We start from the raw sequence: 16053 nt of genomic DNA on the forward strand, positions 1-16053 counted from the left end.
TTAAATCGGGACGACGGCGGAATGTCAGTCCCGTTTGAGGCTCCAGCTGGCGCCGTCGGCGCCATCCTCGACGGCGATACCGGCTGCCGCAAGAGTGTCGCGGATCGCGTCGGAAGCTGCCCAGTCCTTGTTGGCCCGCGCCTCGGCCCGCGCCTGCAACTGGGCTTCCACGAGGACCCCGAGGGCCGTGACGGTCTCGGAGTTCTCCTGGGCCTCGCCGCGGACGTCGTTCAGTCCAAGAACGGTGGTCATGGCCATCACGGTCTGGAGCGCCTGCTGGGCCCCGGCGTCGTCCCCGTTCGCCAGGGCCGTATTTCCGGCACGGACAGTCTCGTGCAGGGCGCCCAGGGCCTGCGGGACGTTGAGGTCGTCATCCATCGCGGCAGCGAACGCATCGGGCACTGGGCTCGACACAGGGTGGGCGGCGAAATCGCCACCGAACTTCTTGGAGGCCTTCGCGACAAAACCATAGATGCGCTCCACGGCAGCAGCAGCTTCCTGGAGCGAGGTGGGCCGGTAGTCAAGGATGGAGCGGTACTGCGCCTGCCCAAGGTAGTACCGGACAACGCGCGGGCTAGCGAGCTCGAGCATTTCCGACGGGCTCACCGTGTTGCCTACCGACTTGGACATCTTTTCGCCCTCGTAGGTGACCATCCCGTTGTGCAGCCAGAAGTTGGCGAATCCGTCACCCGCAGCCTGAGACTGCGCCATCTCGTTCTCGTGGTGCGGGAAGCGGAGATCCAATCCGCCGCCGTGGATGTCGAATTGCTGGCCCAAGTACTTCGTGGCCATGGCGGAGCATTCAAGATGCCAGCCCGGCCGCCCGGTTCCCCACGGCGAAACCCAGCTCGCCGTCGTCGGCTCCCCGTCCTTGTAGCCTTTCCACAGCGCAAAGTCGCGCGGGTCGCGCTTCCTGTTGCTGAATTGAGGCTCGACGTCGGCGGCTCCCTGCATGTCGTCGATGTTCTGTCGGGTCAGCGAGCCGTACTTGCTCCAAGACCGGACGTCGAAGTAGACGTCGCCGGAGTCGTCCAGGGCCGGGTAGGCGTGGCCGCGGTCGATGAGCCTTTGAATGAGGGCGTGCATCTCCGGGATGTGGCCGGTGGCGCGAGGCTCATAGGTGGGGCGGGAAACGCCGAGGACGTCGTAGGCCTGTTCGAATTCCTGCTCGTAGCGGTAGGCCAAGGCCCACCATTCTTCCTCGGCCTTGGCTGTGGGTTCCTCGGCCCAGTCCGGCCCGAAGGACTGTGCCGACTTGGCGAGGATCTTGTCGTCGATGTCCGTGACGTTGCGGACAACAGTGACACGCAGGCCGCGGTATTCAAGCCAACGGGTCAACTGGTCGAAGGCGATCGCCGAACGGACATGTCCAACGTGCGGCATACCCTGCACCGTGGCACCGCAGTAGTAGACGCTGGCCTTGCCGGCTTCAAGGGGAACGAAGTCGCGGACTTCGGCGGATGCAGTGTCGTAAAAGCGCAGGGTCACCGCTCCAGATTAGCGGATGCGCACCGACTGGCTTCGTCGCACACCCTGTATCCCTGTTTAGCTGCCATCACCCTGGGGTGCTGCGGGCACGGGGTAGACGAGTGCCGTGGCCACGGCGGAAATGCCCTCGCCCCGGCCGGTGAAACCCAGGCCGTCACTGGTGGTCGCCGTGACGCTTACGGCGGCTCCTGCGGCGGCGCTGAGGACACGTTGCGACTCTTCACGGCGCGGGCCGAACTTTGGCCTGTTGGCAACGAACTGCACCGCCACGTTCCCGATTTCGAAACCGGCGGCACGGACGATCCTGGCGGCCTCCCCCAGCAGCTTCACCCCGGACGCACCCGCGAATTCGGGACGGTCCGTTCCGAAATGCGTGCCCAGATCACCGATGCCGCAAGCGGAGAAGAGCGCATCAGCGGCTGCATGGGCGACGCAATCGCCGTCGGAATGCCCTGCAAGTCCGCGTTCCCCCGCCCAGAACAGCCCGCCGAGCCACAACGGCTGCGGATCGTTCTCAGGTGCGTAGGCGTGCACGTCAACCCCGATGCCCGTGCGCGGCAGAATCATCGCGGTGTTCTCCGGTGCGGCCATCAGCCTTCCACCCAGCGGACTCCGAGCGGCCCTTCCAGGAGGCCTTCGGCGATGATGAGATCCAGCGGCGTGGTGATCTTCAGCGACTGGCTGGCACCCCGGACTGCGTGGACGGGGACGCCCAGGAGCTCGACAAGCATGGCGTCGTCCGTGACGGCCGCCGACTGCTCGTCGTCGAACGTCGCCGCGGCCGAGTGTGCGCGCAACAAAGTCTCATAGTCGAATCCCTGCGGAGTCTGCACGGCACGAAGTTGTTCGCGCGGGGCGGTGCCGGTGACGATCTCCGGCGCGATTCCGGCGTCGTCCCCGTCCGTTTCCGCGACCATCTTGACGGTATCCACCACCGGCATGGCGGGGATGACCGCTTTGGCGCCCGACGAAAGCGCCACGGCGACACGGTGGAAGACCCGTTCGGGTGTCAGCGCCCGCGCGGCGTCGTGAACCAGCACCGCACGCGTTCCCTCAAGAACTGCCCCCAGTGCGGCGCGGACCGAAGCGGCACGGGTCGATCCGCCGTCGACCACTGTGATCAGCGGACCGTCGGTGCCGAGCTCCCGGCGGAATGCCTCGCACAGCTCGCGCAGCTCCAGATCGCCTGCGGGGACGGCCACGCAAATCTGGCGTGCAACGTCCGCGGTCGCGACGCCGCGAAGGGCATGGGTCAGAATCGTTTCGCCGCCCAGCGGCACTTTTGCTTTGGGCATGCCATAGCCAAGGCGCTCCCCCGAGCCTGCTGCGACGACGACGACGGCGGTGGCCTCGCGCTGGGATGGTGTAGTCATGCGCCCAAGCCTACGTGGTGCCCACCGGCCCAACCCAGCTCGCAGTAGTTGTCGTTTTGGGCGCCCAGAACGACACCTACTGCGAGTTAGTTGGGCCTCGGGCAAAAGGAAACCCCGGCAGCAGGTTGCTACCGGGGTTCAAATCTTTGAATCTCTGTTAGGAAGCCAGAACTTCGTCGAGAACGCTTGCGGCCTTCTCTTCGTCGGTCTTCTCAGCCAATGCCAGTTCTGAAATCAGAATCTGACGGGCTTTGGCCAGCATTCGCTTTTCACCTGCGGAAAGGCCGCGATCGTGATCACGGCGCCAAAGGTCGCGGACGACCTCTGCAACCTTGATGACGTCGCCGGAAGCAAGCTTCTCCAGGTTTGCCTTGTAGCGCCGGGACCAGTTGGTGGGCTCTTCAGTGAACTCGGCACGGAGAACGTCAAATACGTGCTCCAAGCCTTCCTTGCCCACTACGTCGCGAACCCCAACAAGGTCTACGTTTTCTGCTGGAACTTCAATGGTCAGATCACCCTGAGCCACCTTGAGCTTGAGATACATTTTCTCTTCGCCCTTGATGGTGCGCATCTTGATTTCTTCAATTTTTGCTGCACCGTGGTGAGGGTAAACTACTGTCTCGCCGACCTCAAAAACCATGTGGACTTTCCCCTTTCCCGCAGACCAGTTTATCACGCTTAAGGCATACGATTGGCACGGAAAGGGCTCCTGAGCCCTGTAAATACGCGGAAAATGGCCTTTTCAGCCCTCCGGCCCCCTCTTGACGGGAGGGCATAAAAGTGCATAGGACAGAGCGTTCCGGATGACCCTACTCCTTCTGGAGGGCCGCCACAATGGTGATCGGAATCCTTGTTCTTGCCGGTTTGCCGATAGGCTATGGCTGAAAAGTGTTCCAATGACTCTTAGAGGAGTACGTGTCGTGCGCATTACTGCGATGAACCGTGTCCAGCGCGGCAAACTGGCGATGGCGGCGGTCGCCATCAGCATCGGTCTCTTGTCCGTGACCGGCTGTGGCTATATCAACCCCCAGCAGACGAATCAGCAGTATTCACCGTCTGACGGCGTCAGGGCGGACCTCGGTTCACTGCAGCTTCGAAACATGCTCATCGTCTCCACGGACGCCAACAAGCCGGGCCGCGTCATTGGTGCCGTGTTCAACACTTCCTCGAGCGATGCCACCCTCACCATCAGTGGCGCCGGCGGGTCACAGGCGACCATTCCGGTGAAGGCAAACTCCGAGACCTACCTCAACGACACCACGAGCGCCGTTATCCTGAGCACCACCGGCGGAGTCCCGGGTTCGGTGGTTCCCGTGACCATCAAGAGCGGATCGGATTCCAGCACCGTACAGTTCCCGGTCCTGGATGCTTCCTTGAAGGAATACGCGAAGTACATTCCCACTCCTTCCGCTTCACCGAGCCCCTCCGCCAGCAGCTCGGCCACCCCGAGCAGCAGCTCCACTTCGAGCAGCAGCGCCAGCCCCACGCCTAGCGCGAGCAGCACAGGCCACTAGGGGCCACCGCCGCCCGCTCGGCAACGAGCCGGCTTGGCAAGACAAAAGGGCTTCACCAAGACAAAAGGAAGGACTCCCCCACGGGAGCCCTTCCTTTTGCTGTTGCTTTGTTGTTCCTGCCCGCGCCGACCTACGGCTCGAACTTGTAGCCCAAGCCCCGTACTGTCACGAGATAGCGGGGAACGGAGGGATCAGGCTCGATCTTGCTCCGCAAGCGCTTCACATGGACGTCCAAGGTCTTGGTGTCGCCCACGTAGTCGGAGCCCCAGACACGGTCGATCAGCTGCCCGCGGGTGAGCACCCGGCCGGAATTGCGCAGCAGCATCTCGAGAAGCTCGAATTCCTTCAACGGAAGCGATACTTGTTCTCCGTTGACGCTCACTACATGCCGCTCGATGTCCATCCGCACCGGGCCGGCCTGCACGGTGGACGTGATGAGTTCCTCCGGCTCGCCTTGGCGGCGCAGCACGGCACGCACCCGGGCCACGAGTTCCCTCGAGGAGTAGGGCTTGGTGACGTAGTCGTCCGCGCCGAGCTCCAGGCCAACCACCTTGTCGATTTCCGAGTCCTTGGCGGTCAGCATGATGACCGGGACGCTGGAACGCTGGCGCAGTTGCCGGCAAACCTCGGTGCCAGGGGTCCCCGGAAGCTGCAAGTCCAGCAGCACCAGGTCGGCCCCGTTGCGGTCGAACTCCACCAAGGCGTCACTGCCGTTGTCCACAACCTGGACATCGAAGCCTTCCTTGCCCAATAGGTAGGACAGGGGGTCGCTGAAGGACTCTTCGTCCTCCACGATCAGAATCCTGCTCAAGCGCCAGCTCCTTGCTCTAGGGCGCGCACAGCGCCCGTCGTTTGAATCACGTTTCGGGGCTTCGCCCCGGCGTCGTCCTCCTGGCCTTCCATTTCCGGAAGGCGGATGGTGAAAGTAGAACCTTGGCCGGGCTGGGACCAGACCGTGACCTCGCCGCCGTGGTTGGACACCACGTGCTTGACGATACTGAGGCCCAAGCCGGTTCCACCGGTTTGCCGGGACCTCGCCGCATCCACGCGGTAGAAGCGCTCGAAAATGCGCTCCTGGTCCTCGGGGCTGAGACCCTCACCCTGGTCCGTGACGGAAATGGCCACCACGCCTTCTTTGGCGCGGACCCCCACTCCCACACGGGTGTTCTCGGGCGAATAACGGATCGCGTTGTCGATCAGGTTCCGCAAGGCGGTCACCAACAGGTCCTGGTCGCCGAACACCATTGTTTCCGTGCGGCCGCCGACGACGATCTTGATGTTCTTGAGTTCGGCTGGGAGCTGCGAACGATCCACGGCTTCGGCGATCACCGTATTGATATCCACGGCGTGCCCTTGCTGTGCCACATTGGCCCCTTGGAGCCGGGACAGCTCGATGATGTCCTGCACCAGCGCGGCGAGCCGTGTCGACTCCTTGTGCATGCGCTTCGCGAAGCGGCGCACGGCTTCTTCGTCGTCGGGACTCGCCTCGAGCGCTTCGGCCAGCAGCGAGATGGCGCCGACCGGCGTCTTGAGTTCGTGCGAAACGTTCGCGACGAAGTCGTTGCGGATCTCTTCGGTGCGGGTGATTTCGGTGCGGTCATCGGCCAGGAGGACGATATATTCCCATCCGAGCATGGCTGCCCGCACCTGCACCACAATGGTTCCTTTGCCCAACGGACCACGGGGCAACTCGAAAGTCTCTTCCAGGATGACGCCGTCGCGCCTCACCTTTGCGGTCATGTCCAGCAACTGCTTGTGGACCACCGTGTGGCCCCTCACGAGCCCGTAGGCATAGGCTGCGGGACTGGCCCGGACGACGCCGTCGATCGCGTCCACGACGACGAAAGCGCGCCCGACGACGGACAGCACCTCAGCGGCTCCCTCCGGAAGCAGGGGTTCCGTGACGTCCAGGTCCACGATCTTCCGCTGCCGTTCACTCAGCCTGAACGCGAGCACGCCAAAGACGCCGCACGACAGGCCGACTAGACCTGCGATGACACCGATGAGCACTGGATCCACGGATCTAGCTTATGCGCTCGAAACACTGCAAAATATGGAACGGTCACCAAACCGCCCCGATTCAGCTAACGTTCACCTAAAGGTGCGCAATCGTTCATTGACCACTGCCATCCTTACTAGTTGGACCATAGTTAGCTGTGATGATTTTCGCGCCGTCAGAGGGGTGCGGAGGAGAATTCCAAGGAGAGGACGCCACCGTGCGCAAGGTTTTTCAGGAGGAGCTCATCCAGGTCGGTGAGGACCTCATCGAGATCTCAAAACTGGTCACTGAGGCGATCCAGAACGCGACTACTGCGTTCGAAGGTGCGGACGTCGATCTCGCCCAGGACGTCATTGCCGCCGATGCCCGGATCGATTTCCTGCAGAACGGCCTCGACGAGCGCGCCATCGACATCCTGGCACTCCAGGGTCCCGTGGCGAGCGATCTCCGGATGATTGTCGGCTCCCTGCGGATGAGCGCATCCCTGGAGCGCATGGGTGACCTCGCCCGGCACGTGGCCCAGCTGGCACGCTTGCGCTACCCGGCCACCGTCATCCCCGAGCAGCTGACGGCCACGTTCAAGGACATGGCCCGCCTCGACCTCGAAATCGTCCAGAAGGTCACCCTGCTCCTGGAGTCCCGCGACTTGGAAGTTGCCCGCGACATCCTCAAGCTCAACATCCGGGTGGACGATCTGCACTTGAGCGTCTTCAGGGCCATCGCGGATCCTGCCTGGGCAGAGACGGCCGCCACCACAGTCGACGTGGCCCTCGCGAGCCGCTACTTCGAACGCTTCGCCGACCACGGCGTCTCGGTTGCCCGCAAGGTGACCTACCTGGTCACCGGTGAATGGCAGCCTGAAGGCTTCTAGCCGGGCTCCACAGACAACGACGGCGGCCGGCCCACCTTGCGAGGTGGGCCGGCCGCCGTCGTTGTCTCACAAACCTATTTCTTGCCCTGGGCGGCTACAGCCTTGATCGACTCGGCCGCGGCCTCGGGGTCGAGGTAGGTTCCGCCGGGGTTGATCGGCTGGAAGTTCTCGTCCAGGTCGTAGACCAACGGGATGCCCGTGGGGATGTTGAGGCCCGCAATGTCCTCGTCGCTGATGCCATCGAGGTGCTTGACGAGGGCGCGGAGCGAGTTGCCGTGGGCGGTCACGAGTACGGTCTTGCCGGCCTTGAGGTCTTCCTTGATGTCGGATTCCCAGTACGGGAGGAGGCGCACGAGGACGTCCTTGAGGCACTCGGTGCGCGGGAGGGCGTCGCCGAGGTCCGCATATCGGGGATCGTGTGCCTGGGAGAACTCGCTGTCGTCGGAGAGCGGGGGCGGCGGGGTGTCGTAGCTGCGGCGCCACTCCATGAACTGCTCTTCACCGAACTCGGCGAGGGTCTGGGCCTTGTCCTTGCCCTGGAGCGCACCGTAGTGGCGCTCGTTGAGGCGCCAGTCACGCTTGACCGGGATCCAGCCGCGGTTGGCCTTGTCCAGGGAGATGTTCGCGGTGTTGATGGCCCGCTTGAGCAGGGACGTGTACAGGATGTCCGGGAGAACGTTGTTCTCGACCAGGAGCTCTCCACCGCGCGCTGCTTCCTCGCGGCCTTGGTCGTTCAGGTCGACGTCCACCCAGCCGGTGAACAGGTTCTTGGCGTTCCAGTCGCTGTGGCCGTGGCGCAGCAGAATCAGCTTGTAAGTCATGGTTTTCATCCTAAGCGATGAGGACCCGCCGTTGCCGGGCGTTACGGCAACGCAGGGTCACTTCGCGCCGGTGTTTGCTCCTCGGATGGGCCGTAAGTGACCCCGCGTTGGAGGATAAAGTGGGACGGTGGTGCAAAAAGCGGAGCGGGTGCAGGGAAGACGCGGCAAACCCGTCGGCAACATCACCCGAGGCACCACGAATCCCAACCGCATGCGCCGCCTCGACCGCTGGTTGGCTGGCCCGCAGGGATGGCGGCTGCGCTCCGCCGTCGACCCCTTGGTAGTGGACCTCGGCTACGGCGCTTCGCCGGCCACCGCCGTCGAACTCTTCGAAAGGCTCCGGGCCGTCCGCCCGGACGTCCGCGTGTGCGGGATCGAGATCGACCCCGAGCGCGTCCGGATCGCGAAATCCCTGGAAAGGCCCGGGCTCAGCTTCCACGTGGGCGGTTTCGAGGTTCCTGTTCCGGGCAATCCCGTGTTGGTGCGGGCCTTCAACGTGCTCCGCCAATACGAGGAATCGGATGTGCCCGGGATCTGGGCGCTCGTTCAGTCTCGGTTGGCTCCGCAGGGATTGTTCATCGACGGCACGTGTGACGAAATCGGCCGCAGGGTGACGTGGGTTGCCTTGGACCCGAACGGACCGTTGAGCCTGAGCCTGTCCATGCGGTTCGGCGGTTTCGAGCTGCCCTCCGACGTGGCCGAACGCCTCCCGAAGGCACTCATCCACCGCAATATCCCAGGGGAACGGATCCATGCTTTCCTGCTTGCCTTGGACCAGGCCTGGCTGGAGGCCGCACCTCTTGCGTCTTTTGGCAGCAGGCAGCGGTGGACCGCCATGTGCCAGTCAATGCGCGACGCCGGGTGGCCGCTTCAGGACGGAACGTCACGCTGGCGCTTGGGGGAACTTACCGTCGACTGGTCGGCGGTGGCTCCGGCCTGAGCTCACTGCTACCAGGGACCGTACGGCCCCTGGTTGCGGCCGCTGTTTCCGATTTCCTTCACGGCCGGACGCACGTCCGCCAGGTAGACACACGCCGAGGTCACGGCGGCGATTCCAAAGAGGCCCAGTCCACCGCCGCCGCTGAGGACGGAAATGCCACCGATCGCGGCTGCAATACCGGTGAGGGCGAGCCAGAAGGTCTTGGTCCGCTTGGATGCGGCTTCGAATGACGAGGGTTTGTGGCGCAGGCAATCCACCAGCGCCCACAGCTCCAAAGCGAAGGCAACCAGTCCCAGAATGACCCAAATCCCATTCTGGATGTATGAAATCAAAATTTTTCCGTCCACGCCCTCAAGCCTAGCCGTCAAGCGCCTTGAGTGCTTGCTCCAAGTCCGCCCAGAGGTCTTCTACGTTCTCGATCCCGACGCTCATCCTGACCAGGTTGTCCGGCACGCTGAGCGGCTCGGCAGTGTGCCGACGCCGGCGTTCGATCAGGGATTCGACCCCGCCCAGCGACGTCGCGGGGATCCACAACTGCAATGCGCGCACCAGCTGATCCGCTGCGTCGGCACCGCTGCGGGTTCCGTCTCCGGCCAGTTGGATACACAGGATGGAACCAAAGCCCTTCATTTGGGACTTGGCGCGCTCATGGCCGGGATCGTTGGGCAGGCCCGGGAAGCGCACGGACTCGACGCGCGGGTGGGTGCTCAGCCTCTCGGCCAGCGTTGCGGCAGAAGCCTGCGAGCGGTCGATCCGGAGTGCCAGCGTGCGCAGGCCGCGGAGCGCAAGCCAGGCCTCGAAGGGACCCGCGATGCCGCCGTGGATGATGCGGTGGTGCAGGAGTTCCGCGCGCAGCCCGGCATTCGAGGTCACCAAGGCGCCGAGTACGACGTCGGAGTGGCCGGCCAGGTATTTGGTCACCGAGTGCAGCACGACGTCGGAGCCCAGGCTGAGGGGCTGCTGAACCAGGGGCGTGGAGAAAGTGTTGTCCGTGACCACGATCGCGCCGGCCTCATGGGCTGCGGTGGCCAGTGCCCGGACATCGGCGATGCCGAGCATCGGGTTGGTGGGGCTTTCGATCCACAGCATGCTGGCGGGCTTTCCATCCGCGGGGGCGAGCTGAGCCTTGACGGCATCGGTGTCCGCGATGTCAACGGTCCGCAACTCAAGGATGCCCTTGGCCGCGAGTTCGGTGGCCATGACGAGCGACCCCGCGTAGCTGTGCGTGGGCATGACGAGCACGCCACCGGCGGGCACGAGCGACAACGCGGAGCCCACGGCAGCCAGGCCCGAGGCGTAGAGCAGACCGGGCAGATCGGCGCCTTCGAGCTGGGCCAGCGCTTCCTCGAACGGATCCCAGGTGGGGTTGGCGTAGCGTCCGTAGCCGCGGTCGCCGTCGCTCAGTGCTCCCGTGCCGAAATAGGTGGAGGACAGAACGATGGGCGGGTTGACGGGCTGGTCATGGCTTCGTTCGGGACGGCCTGCCGCCACCACCACAGTGTCAGGGGACAGATCTGCGGCATGTTCTCGGGAAAGACTCATTCCACCAGCCTACGGCGAGGGGTGCGGGCGCTGGAAAGGTGTTACGGGCGAACCGCTGCCGAGCGCCGGGGCGAGCGTCCCGCGCAGGTGGGCGTGCGCCGTCGTCGGGCACTGTCAGTGATCATCTGTACGCTTAGATCCGTGACTACGCAGCCCCTCAAGCAGGACCAGAGCCCCATGCCGGACCAGCGCCCGGGACTCTTCATCGCCTTCGAGGGCGGCGACGGGGCCGGCAAGTCCACGCAGGCCGCCCGCCTGGCCGAGTCGCTCGAGTCCCTCGGTTTGTCAGTACTGCGAACCCGCGAGCCCGGGGGCACGCCGATCGGCGAGAAACTGCGGTCCCTCGTCCTGGACCACGGCCACGGCGCGATCGATCCCCGCACCGAAGCCCTCATGTTCGCAGCCTCCCGGGCCGCCCATGCAAGCCAGGTCATCCGCCCGGCCTTGGCGCAGGGTTCAGTGGTCATCACGGACCGCTACATTGATTCCTCCGTGGCCTACCAGGGGGCCGGCAGGGACCTCGGAACCGTGGATGTCAGGCGGCTCAACGAATGGGCCACCGAAGGCCTTGAACCGGACCTGACGGTACTCCTCGACGTCCACCCGGGCGATGGCCGGGACCGCAGGACTGCCGGAGACGTTGCCGAGGACCGGCTCGAGTCGGAACCGGACGATTTCCACGCCCGCATCCGTGCGGCATTCCTCGAACTGGCAGGGGCCCGCCCCGACACGTACCTCGTGTTGCCCGCCAACGACGCCATCGAGGATCTCGCCGCGCAGATCCTCCGGCGCGTGCAGGACTTGCTCGGGAGCCGCACGTGACCGTGTGGGATGAGCTCCAGGGCCAGGCACCCGTCGTCGCGCAATTGCGGGCCGCCGCCCAAGGCGAAGGCCTCACGCACGCCTGGCTGTTCACCGGACCGCCGGGTTCAGGCCGCTCCAACGCGGCCAAGGCATTCGCGGCTGCCTTGAACTGCGAACAGGACGACGTGGCACTCCGAGGCTGCGGCGAATGCGCATCGTGCCGGACCATCCTCGGCGAGACCCACTCCGACGTGACCTTTGTCCGCACGGAGAAGGTCACCATCACCATCGAGGAAGCCCGACAGTTGGTGTCCAAAGCGGGCGACCGGCCGGCGTCGGGCCGTTGGCGCATCATTGTGGTGGAGGACGCGGACCGCATGGCCGAGCGCACCACCAACGTCCTTCTCAAGGCCATCGAGGAGCCCACGCCCCGGACCATCTGGATGCTGTGCGCGCCGTCGCCCGCCGATGTGCTGGTCACCATCCGCTCGCGTTGCCGCCCGGTGAGCCTCCGGATTCCGCCGGCTGCCGACGTCGCCGCCCTGCTGGTGAGCCGCGACGGCGTCGATCCCGCCCTTGCGGACCGGGCCGCCCGGGCTGCCCAAAGCCACATCGGCATTGCGCGTCGGCTGGCCCGCGACCCGGAGGCGAGGGAGCGCCGGATGGAGACGGTCCGCTTCCCGCTGGGCCTGCGGGGCGTCACTGCCGCCGTGATGATGGCCGAAAAGCTGGTCAAGATCGCGAGCGATGAGGCCAACAGCTCCAACGACGAACGCGACGCCGCCGAGAAGGTGGCCCTGCTCGCGAGCCTGGGCGCTCCGGAGTCGGGCACCCTGCCTCCGTCGATGCGCAGCCAGGTGAAGCAGCTTGAAGACGACCAGAAACGGCGCGCCAAGCGATCCATCACGGATTCCCTCGACCGCACGCTGACCGATCTGCTGTCCTTCTACAGGGACGTCCTGGTCATCCAGATGGGAAACGCCGTGGAGTTGGTCAACGTTGAACTCAGGAGCGAGCTGGAAGCCTATGCGGCAAACTCCACGCCCGAAATCACTTTGGCGCGCATGGATGCCATCAACAAGGCGCGTGTGCGGATCACCACCACCAACGTGGCACCCCTGTTGGCCGTCGAGTCCATGGCGAGCAGCCTGATTCAGCAATAGCCGGATAGTTTAGAAGTACAACACGCTTCCCCAGCCTGAGGAGAAACGCATGACCCCCGCACGACGCCGGACCGCCGGGTCCAGTTCCAGGACCCGGTTCCCATCACTGCGGCGGGCGGCAGCGGCAGTCGCTGCCACGGTCTCCGCCAGCCTGCTGCTGAGTGGCTGCGTGTTCTCCGTGCCGGTGCCCAACGACGGCGCGAGCAACGGGTCGGGCAGCACCGCCGACTCGTCCATCGCAGCCGCGGCGCCGGCAGGACTGGAGAGTTTCTACTCCCAGAAAGTGGACTGGACGTCCTGCGAGCAGGGATTCCAGTGCGCCAACATCAAAGTGCCGGTGGACTATGCCAAACCCGACGGTGACAGCATCTCCATCGCGGCGATTCGGCTCCCGGCCCAGGGCACGAAGAAGGGTTCGCTGCTGGTCAATCCCGGCGGCCCCGGCGCGTCTGGCTATGACTTCGTCAGGGACGCGGGGAAGACGCACTTCACCAGCAAGCTCCGGTCCAGCTTCGACCTGGTGGGCTTCGATCCCCGCGGCGTCAAGCGCTCGGCGCCGGTGACGTGCCTCAGCGATGCCGAGCGTGACGCTTCCCGCGAGAAGGTCTACAACTATGACACCGACCAAGGCCTCGCGGCGGCACTTGCCGACACCAAGGCCATCAATGCCAAGTGCGTGGAAAAATCCGGCCCCGCCCTGGCACATATCGACACCGCCAGCTCTGCCAAGGACATGGACATCCTCCGCGCAGTGCTGAACGACGCAAAATTGAACTACCTTGGCTTCTCCTACGGAACTTCGCTTGGCGCCACCTATGCGTCCTTGTTCCCGAACAACGTCGGCAAGCTTGCTTTGGATGGCGCAGTGGATCCTGCCCTCAACAACGAGGACCTCACTGCGGGGCAGGCAGAGTCATTCGAAAAGGAGCTCCACACTTATGTGGCGGATTGCCAAGCAAAGCCCGGCTGCCCCATGACAGGCAGCGTCGACGATGGTGTGCAGCAAATCCGGGACCTCATTGCCGACGTCGAGCAGAATCCCAAGCGAGCCAAGGACGGCCGGCTGGTGACGGGAGCCGCGTTTGTCAGCGGCATTTTCACCCCGCTTTATGACAACGAATCGTGGCCTGTCCTGACCCAGGCGCTCGTGGCCGCGTTCAAGGGCGATGTGTCGCTCATGCTCCGGATTGCCGACTTTGGCGCGGACCGGGACCCGAACGGCACCTACACCTCGAACACCCAGTTCGCGTTCAACGCGATCAACTGCCTTGACTACCCCATGGTCACGGATACGCCCGGGATGCGTTCCGAGGAAGCCCGGCTGAAGCAGCTCTCCCCCACCTTCGGGTACTACTTCGCCTATGGCGGCATCAACTGCAAGGACTGGCCCTATAAGCCCGTGCACACGCCGGCTCCCGTCAAGTACACCGGCTCCGCTCCGGTCGTGGTTATCGGCACCACCGGGGATCCGGCAACACCGGTGGCCTGGGCTGGTTCACTGCGGAAGCAGCTCGGCAACGCTTCCCTGGTGACGTGGAAGGGCGAAGGCCACACCGCCTACGGCCGCTCCAACCAGTGCGTGTCCGACGCCGTGGACAACTACTTCGTGGACGGAAAGGTGCCTTCGGACGGGACCATGTGCTGAGCCCGGCCGTTTTGGCCGGCCGCCAGTTCTGACCATTTTTGGAGCCGGGTTGAGCTGACCCGGGCAGTTGAACGTGTCACGCCGCGTGGGAACTCCACGGTTATGTCGCCACGTGCAACCGCGCATTCAACCATGACCAACGCTTCGACTGCCGGCCGGCATCGCAACGCATGCACGCGGACATCGGCAAGAGCTGCCACGCTCCACCTCCAGCGCAATTGCGCGGGCCTAGCAGCGTGGTGGCGGATTGACGGCATCCACGCCGCTGAGACCGGGCCAAAACCGGTGGATTGTTGAGGGGCAGGCGTTAGAGCCGTGCCCCGCGGGGCTCAAGCAGCGCTGGAAGGTCCTTGACCGACGGCACGACGGCGGTGGCGCCGGCCGCGCGCAAGGCCGCCTCTGAGTGGAAGCCGGTGAGCACGCCCACCACGGCGGACGCACCGGAACGAACACCGGAGAGCATGTCCGAGCTCGTGTCGCCCACGACGACGACCTCGCGGACATCATCGAGGTCAAGGGCAAGCACGGCGGTAAGGATCATGTCCGGGTAAGGGCGACCGCGTCCGGCGTCGGCGGGGCACAGGCTGAGATCTGCCTTCCCCATCCAGCCCAGGGACTCAAGCACCATGTTCTGGGTGTGCCGCCCGAATCCCGTAGCCAGGCACACTTTCACGCCGGAGTCCCGTAACCAGTCGATGGTTTCCTCGGCGCCCGGAATAGCCCGGACACCGCCGTCGGCAATCAGATCGTCGTAGGCGCGTTCGAACGCTTTGTTGGCGCTCTCGGCCCGTTGGGCTTCGTCAAAAAGGTGGCTGAAAACGGTCAACTTCGAAAAGCCCATGGTGTCCCGGGCGTAGCCGAGCATGCTTTCGAAGCGGGTCGAACCGGGCTCGACGCCGGTCTCCTGCAGTGCGCGGGACATCGCACGTTCCGTAAGACCATCGTCCGTGATCGTGGTGCCCACCATGTCCAAGACAGCAAGCCGGAGCCGCTGCGCACGATGTGCCCCGGCGTCGTCCGTGTTGATCCTCTTGCCGCTGTCCATGCTCATGGCGCCCCTTCGCTGGTTGATGGCCGAAATCGTGCGGCCACGTTAGTCCGCCCAGCTTGCCCCCGGTCCGCGACGGCGGCCTGAACCCGGCGCGACGAGCGGGTGAATTCCGCAACAACGGCGCCACGGGAGCCCTGCCCGGTGCTGTTTTGACCCGGACGAGGTGACTCTATTACAGTTGTATCTTGCGTGATTCAGCCGGTACCCGGACGATAACGCGGTGCTTCCTTAGCTCAGTCGGTAGAGCGTTTCACTCGTAATGAAAAGGTCATCAGTTCGATTCTGATAGGAAGCTCGAAAAGCCCCGCCATTCCACTGGATTGGCGGGGCTTCCTTTTTCGTTCCAAAATTCACGGCGCTCCTGCCGGAAGTCCATCCGGCCAGAAAATACCAAGGCGTCCCGCTGACCGGGATGATCCTGATGGCGTCGTGATTGGTGAACCAAGTGCTGACGCGCTCGATCCTGTTGACTTCGGCCCGTTGCAGGGTCCATGGCCCGATGAACCTTGCCAAGCCGTATGCGACGCTGAAGGTGGGAGCTACCGGGTGGGGCTGAGCACCAGCATTCTGTACCCACTGCTGACGGAAAGGCCGCCCCAAATGGTGCCTTTGGAGCGCACGGTCCCTCCGCCGTCGAAATGTTCCTCCTCAAGAAACACCTCGGGCGCGGGCCGTTCCTTCCTGAGGGTACTGACGGCCATGGCAACGCCGACCAGCGCAAGAAGGGCGAAGCCGTCGTTCTGCATAGTCGCTTAGAAGCCCGTCCGGTTTGGCCTCATGTTTCATGTCTCCCATCAAGGCTCCGACACACCGGGACCCTGGAGGCAAGCTTGCGCGCCATA

General features: G+C 64.4%; 17 protein-coding genes and 1 tRNA gene. 7 read left to right on the plus strand and 11 right to left on the minus strand.

Annotated elements, in window-relative coordinates; all coding sequences use genetic code 11:
* Positions 1-24 precede the first annotated feature (24 nt).
* The 4 genes from cysS to QRN45_RS10790 form a co-directional block, all read right to left on the minus strand.
* Positions 25-1488 (minus strand): cysteine--tRNA ligase, encoded by a 1464-nt coding sequence (gene cysS / locus QRN45_RS10775; RefSeq protein WP_284763330.1) that lies wholly within the window; start codon positions 1486-1488, stop codon positions 25-27.
* A gap of 57 nt (positions 1489-1545) precedes the next feature.
* The gene (gene ispF / locus QRN45_RS10780) at positions 1546-2055 is read right to left on the minus strand and encodes a 2-C-methyl-D-erythritol 2,4-cyclodiphosphate synthase (protein ID WP_241710613.1); all 510 of its coding nucleotides are present in this window, start codon (positions 2053-2055) and stop codon (positions 1546-1548) included.
* A gap of 23 nt (positions 2056-2078) precedes the next feature.
* Positions 2079-2861: a 2-C-methyl-D-erythritol 4-phosphate cytidylyltransferase gene (gene ispD / locus QRN45_RS10785; RefSeq protein ID WP_241710602.1), complete on the minus strand. Its 783-nt coding sequence runs from the start codon at positions 2859-2861 to the stop codon at positions 2079-2081.
* Positions 2862-3018: 157 nt separating this feature from the next.
* Positions 3019-3501, minus strand: a complete 483-nt coding sequence (locus tag QRN45_RS10790; protein WP_011690592.1) for a CarD family transcriptional regulator — start codon at positions 3499-3501, stop codon at positions 3019-3021.
* 295 nt (positions 3502-3796) lie between these two features.
* On the opposite strand from QRN45_RS10790, the gene QRN45_RS10795 reads away from it, so the two are divergent.
* Positions 3797-4375 (plus strand): hypothetical protein, encoded by a 579-nt coding sequence (locus QRN45_RS10795; RefSeq protein WP_284763493.1) that lies wholly within the window; start codon positions 3797-3799, stop codon positions 4373-4375.
* A 130-nt stretch (positions 4376-4505) separates the two neighbouring features.
* Here QRN45_RS10795 and QRN45_RS10800 read toward each other — a convergent pair whose 3' ends face one another.
* A complete protein-coding gene (locus tag QRN45_RS10800) occupies positions 4506-5186 on the minus strand; it encodes a winged helix-turn-helix domain-containing protein (protein ID WP_059388662.1) in 681 nt (226 codons plus the stop codon).
* Positions 5183-6385 carry a sensor histidine kinase gene (locus QRN45_RS10805; protein ID WP_264637925.1) on the minus strand — a complete coding sequence of 401 codons (1203 nt, stop codon included), beginning with the start codon at positions 6383-6385 and terminating at the stop codon, positions 5183-5185. The genes QRN45_RS10800 and QRN45_RS10805 overlap by 4 nt, the downstream gene beginning before the upstream one ends.
* Before the next feature lie 206 nt (positions 6386-6591).
* Between QRN45_RS10805 and phoU the strand changes: the two genes are divergently transcribed.
* Positions 6592-7245, plus strand: coding sequence for a phosphate signaling complex protein PhoU (gene phoU / locus QRN45_RS10810; protein WP_078106623.1), 654 nt, complete (start codon positions 6592-6594; stop codon positions 7243-7245).
* 74 nt (positions 7246-7319) lie between these two features.
* Here the strand turns inward: phoU and QRN45_RS10815 are convergent, their stop codons facing one another.
* Positions 7320-8066: a phosphoglyceromutase gene (locus QRN45_RS10815; protein ID WP_241710601.1), complete on the minus strand. Its 747-nt coding sequence runs from the start codon at positions 8064-8066 to the stop codon at positions 7320-7322.
* A 127-nt stretch (positions 8067-8193) separates the two neighbouring features.
* Between QRN45_RS10815 and QRN45_RS10820 the strand changes: the two genes are divergently transcribed.
* Positions 8194-9006: a class I SAM-dependent methyltransferase gene (locus QRN45_RS10820; RefSeq protein ID WP_502870713.1), complete on the plus strand. Its 813-nt coding sequence runs from the start codon at positions 8194-8196 to the stop codon at positions 9004-9006.
* Positions 9007-9014: 8 nt separating this feature from the next.
* Here QRN45_RS10820 and QRN45_RS10825 read toward each other — a convergent pair whose 3' ends face one another.
* Both QRN45_RS10825 and QRN45_RS10830 read right to left on the minus strand, forming a co-directional pair.
* Positions 9015-9353 (minus strand): DUF2516 family protein, encoded by a 339-nt coding sequence (locus QRN45_RS10825; protein WP_241710600.1) that lies wholly within the window; start codon positions 9351-9353, stop codon positions 9015-9017.
* A 10-nt stretch (positions 9354-9363) separates the two neighbouring features.
* Positions 9364-10548, minus strand: coding sequence for a trans-sulfuration enzyme family protein (locus tag QRN45_RS10830; protein WP_284763332.1), 1185 nt, complete (start codon positions 10546-10548; stop codon positions 9364-9366).
* Positions 10549-10725: 177 nt separating this feature from the next.
* Between QRN45_RS10830 and tmk the strand changes: the two genes are divergently transcribed.
* The 3 genes from tmk to QRN45_RS10845 are packed head-to-tail and all read left to right on the plus strand — an operon-like array spanning position 10726 to position 14160.
* Positions 10726-11370, plus strand: a complete 645-nt coding sequence (gene tmk / locus QRN45_RS10835; RefSeq protein WP_284763495.1) for a dTMP kinase — start codon at positions 10726-10728, stop codon at positions 11368-11370.
* Positions 11367-12515, plus strand: a complete 1149-nt coding sequence (locus QRN45_RS10840) for a DNA polymerase III subunit delta' (RefSeq protein WP_284763333.1) — start codon at positions 11367-11369, stop codon at positions 12513-12515. Before tmk ends, QRN45_RS10840 begins: the two co-directional genes overlap by 4 nt.
* A 49-nt stretch (positions 12516-12564) precedes the next feature.
* Positions 12565-14160, plus strand: a complete 1596-nt coding sequence (locus QRN45_RS10845) for an alpha/beta hydrolase (protein WP_264637421.1) — start codon at positions 12565-12567, stop codon at positions 14158-14160.
* Positions 14161-14467: 307 nt separating this feature from the next.
* Here the strand turns inward: QRN45_RS10845 and QRN45_RS10850 are convergent, their stop codons facing one another.
* The gene (locus QRN45_RS10850) at positions 14468-15205 is read right to left on the minus strand and encodes a phosphonatase-like hydrolase (protein ID WP_502870715.1); all 738 of its coding nucleotides are present in this window, start codon (positions 15203-15205) and stop codon (positions 14468-14470) included.
* A gap of 228 nt (positions 15206-15433) precedes the next feature.
* Between QRN45_RS10850 and QRN45_RS10855 the strand changes: the two genes are divergently transcribed.
* Positions 15434-15506 (plus strand) — tRNA-Thr (locus QRN45_RS10855).
* A 244-nt stretch (positions 15507-15750) separates the two neighbouring features.
* Here the strand turns inward: QRN45_RS10855 and QRN45_RS10860 are convergent.
* A complete protein-coding gene (locus tag QRN45_RS10860; protein ID WP_241710595.1) occupies positions 15751-15957 on the minus strand; it encodes a hypothetical protein in 207 nt (68 codons plus the stop codon).
* Positions 15958-16053: the final 96 nt, after the last annotated feature.

Origin of the sequence: Arthrobacter sp. efr-133-R2A-63, assembly GCF_030209795.1 — a bacterium.
Classification (GTDB): Bacteria; Actinomycetota; Actinomycetes; order Actinomycetales; family Micrococcaceae; genus Arthrobacter; species Arthrobacter bambusae_A.

Excerpts from the sequence above, each read along its gene's own strand:
- ispF (WP_241710613.1), bottom strand. The coding sequence starts at position 2,055 with ATGATTCTGCCGCGCACGGGCATCGGGGTTGACGTGCACGCCTACGCA.
- ispD (WP_241710602.1), bottom strand. The coding sequence starts at position 2,861 with ATGACTACACCATCCCAGCGCGAGGCCACCGCCGTCGTCGTCGTCGCA.
- QRN45_RS10790 (WP_011690592.1), bottom strand. The coding sequence starts at position 3,501 with ATGGTTTTTGAGGTCGGCGAGACAGTAGTTTACCCTCACCACGGTGCA.
- QRN45_RS10795 (WP_284763493.1), top strand. The coding sequence starts at position 3,797 with ATGAACCGTGTCCAGCGCGGCAAACTGGCGATGGCGGCGGTCGCCATC.
- QRN45_RS10815 (WP_241710601.1), bottom strand. The coding sequence starts at position 8,066 with ATGACTTACAAGCTGATTCTGCTGCGCCACGGCCACAGCGACTGGAAC.
- QRN45_RS10830 (WP_284763332.1), bottom strand. The coding sequence starts at position 10,548 with ATGAGTCTTTCCCGAGAACATGCCGCAGATCTGTCCCCTGACACTGTG.
- tmk (WP_284763495.1), top strand. The coding sequence starts at position 10,726 with ATGCCGGACCAGCGCCCGGGACTCTTCATCGCCTTCGAGGGCGGCGAC.
- QRN45_RS10845 (WP_264637421.1), top strand. The coding sequence starts at position 12,565 with ATGACCCCCGCACGACGCCGGACCGCCGGGTCCAGTTCCAGGACCCGG.
- QRN45_RS10850 (WP_502870715.1), bottom strand. The coding sequence starts at position 15,205 with ATGGACAGCGGCAAGAGGATCAACACGGACGACGCCGGGGCACATCGT.
- QRN45_RS10860 (WP_241710595.1), bottom strand. The coding sequence starts at position 15,957 with ATGCAGAACGACGGCTTCGCCCTTCTTGCGCTGGTCGGCGTTGCCATG.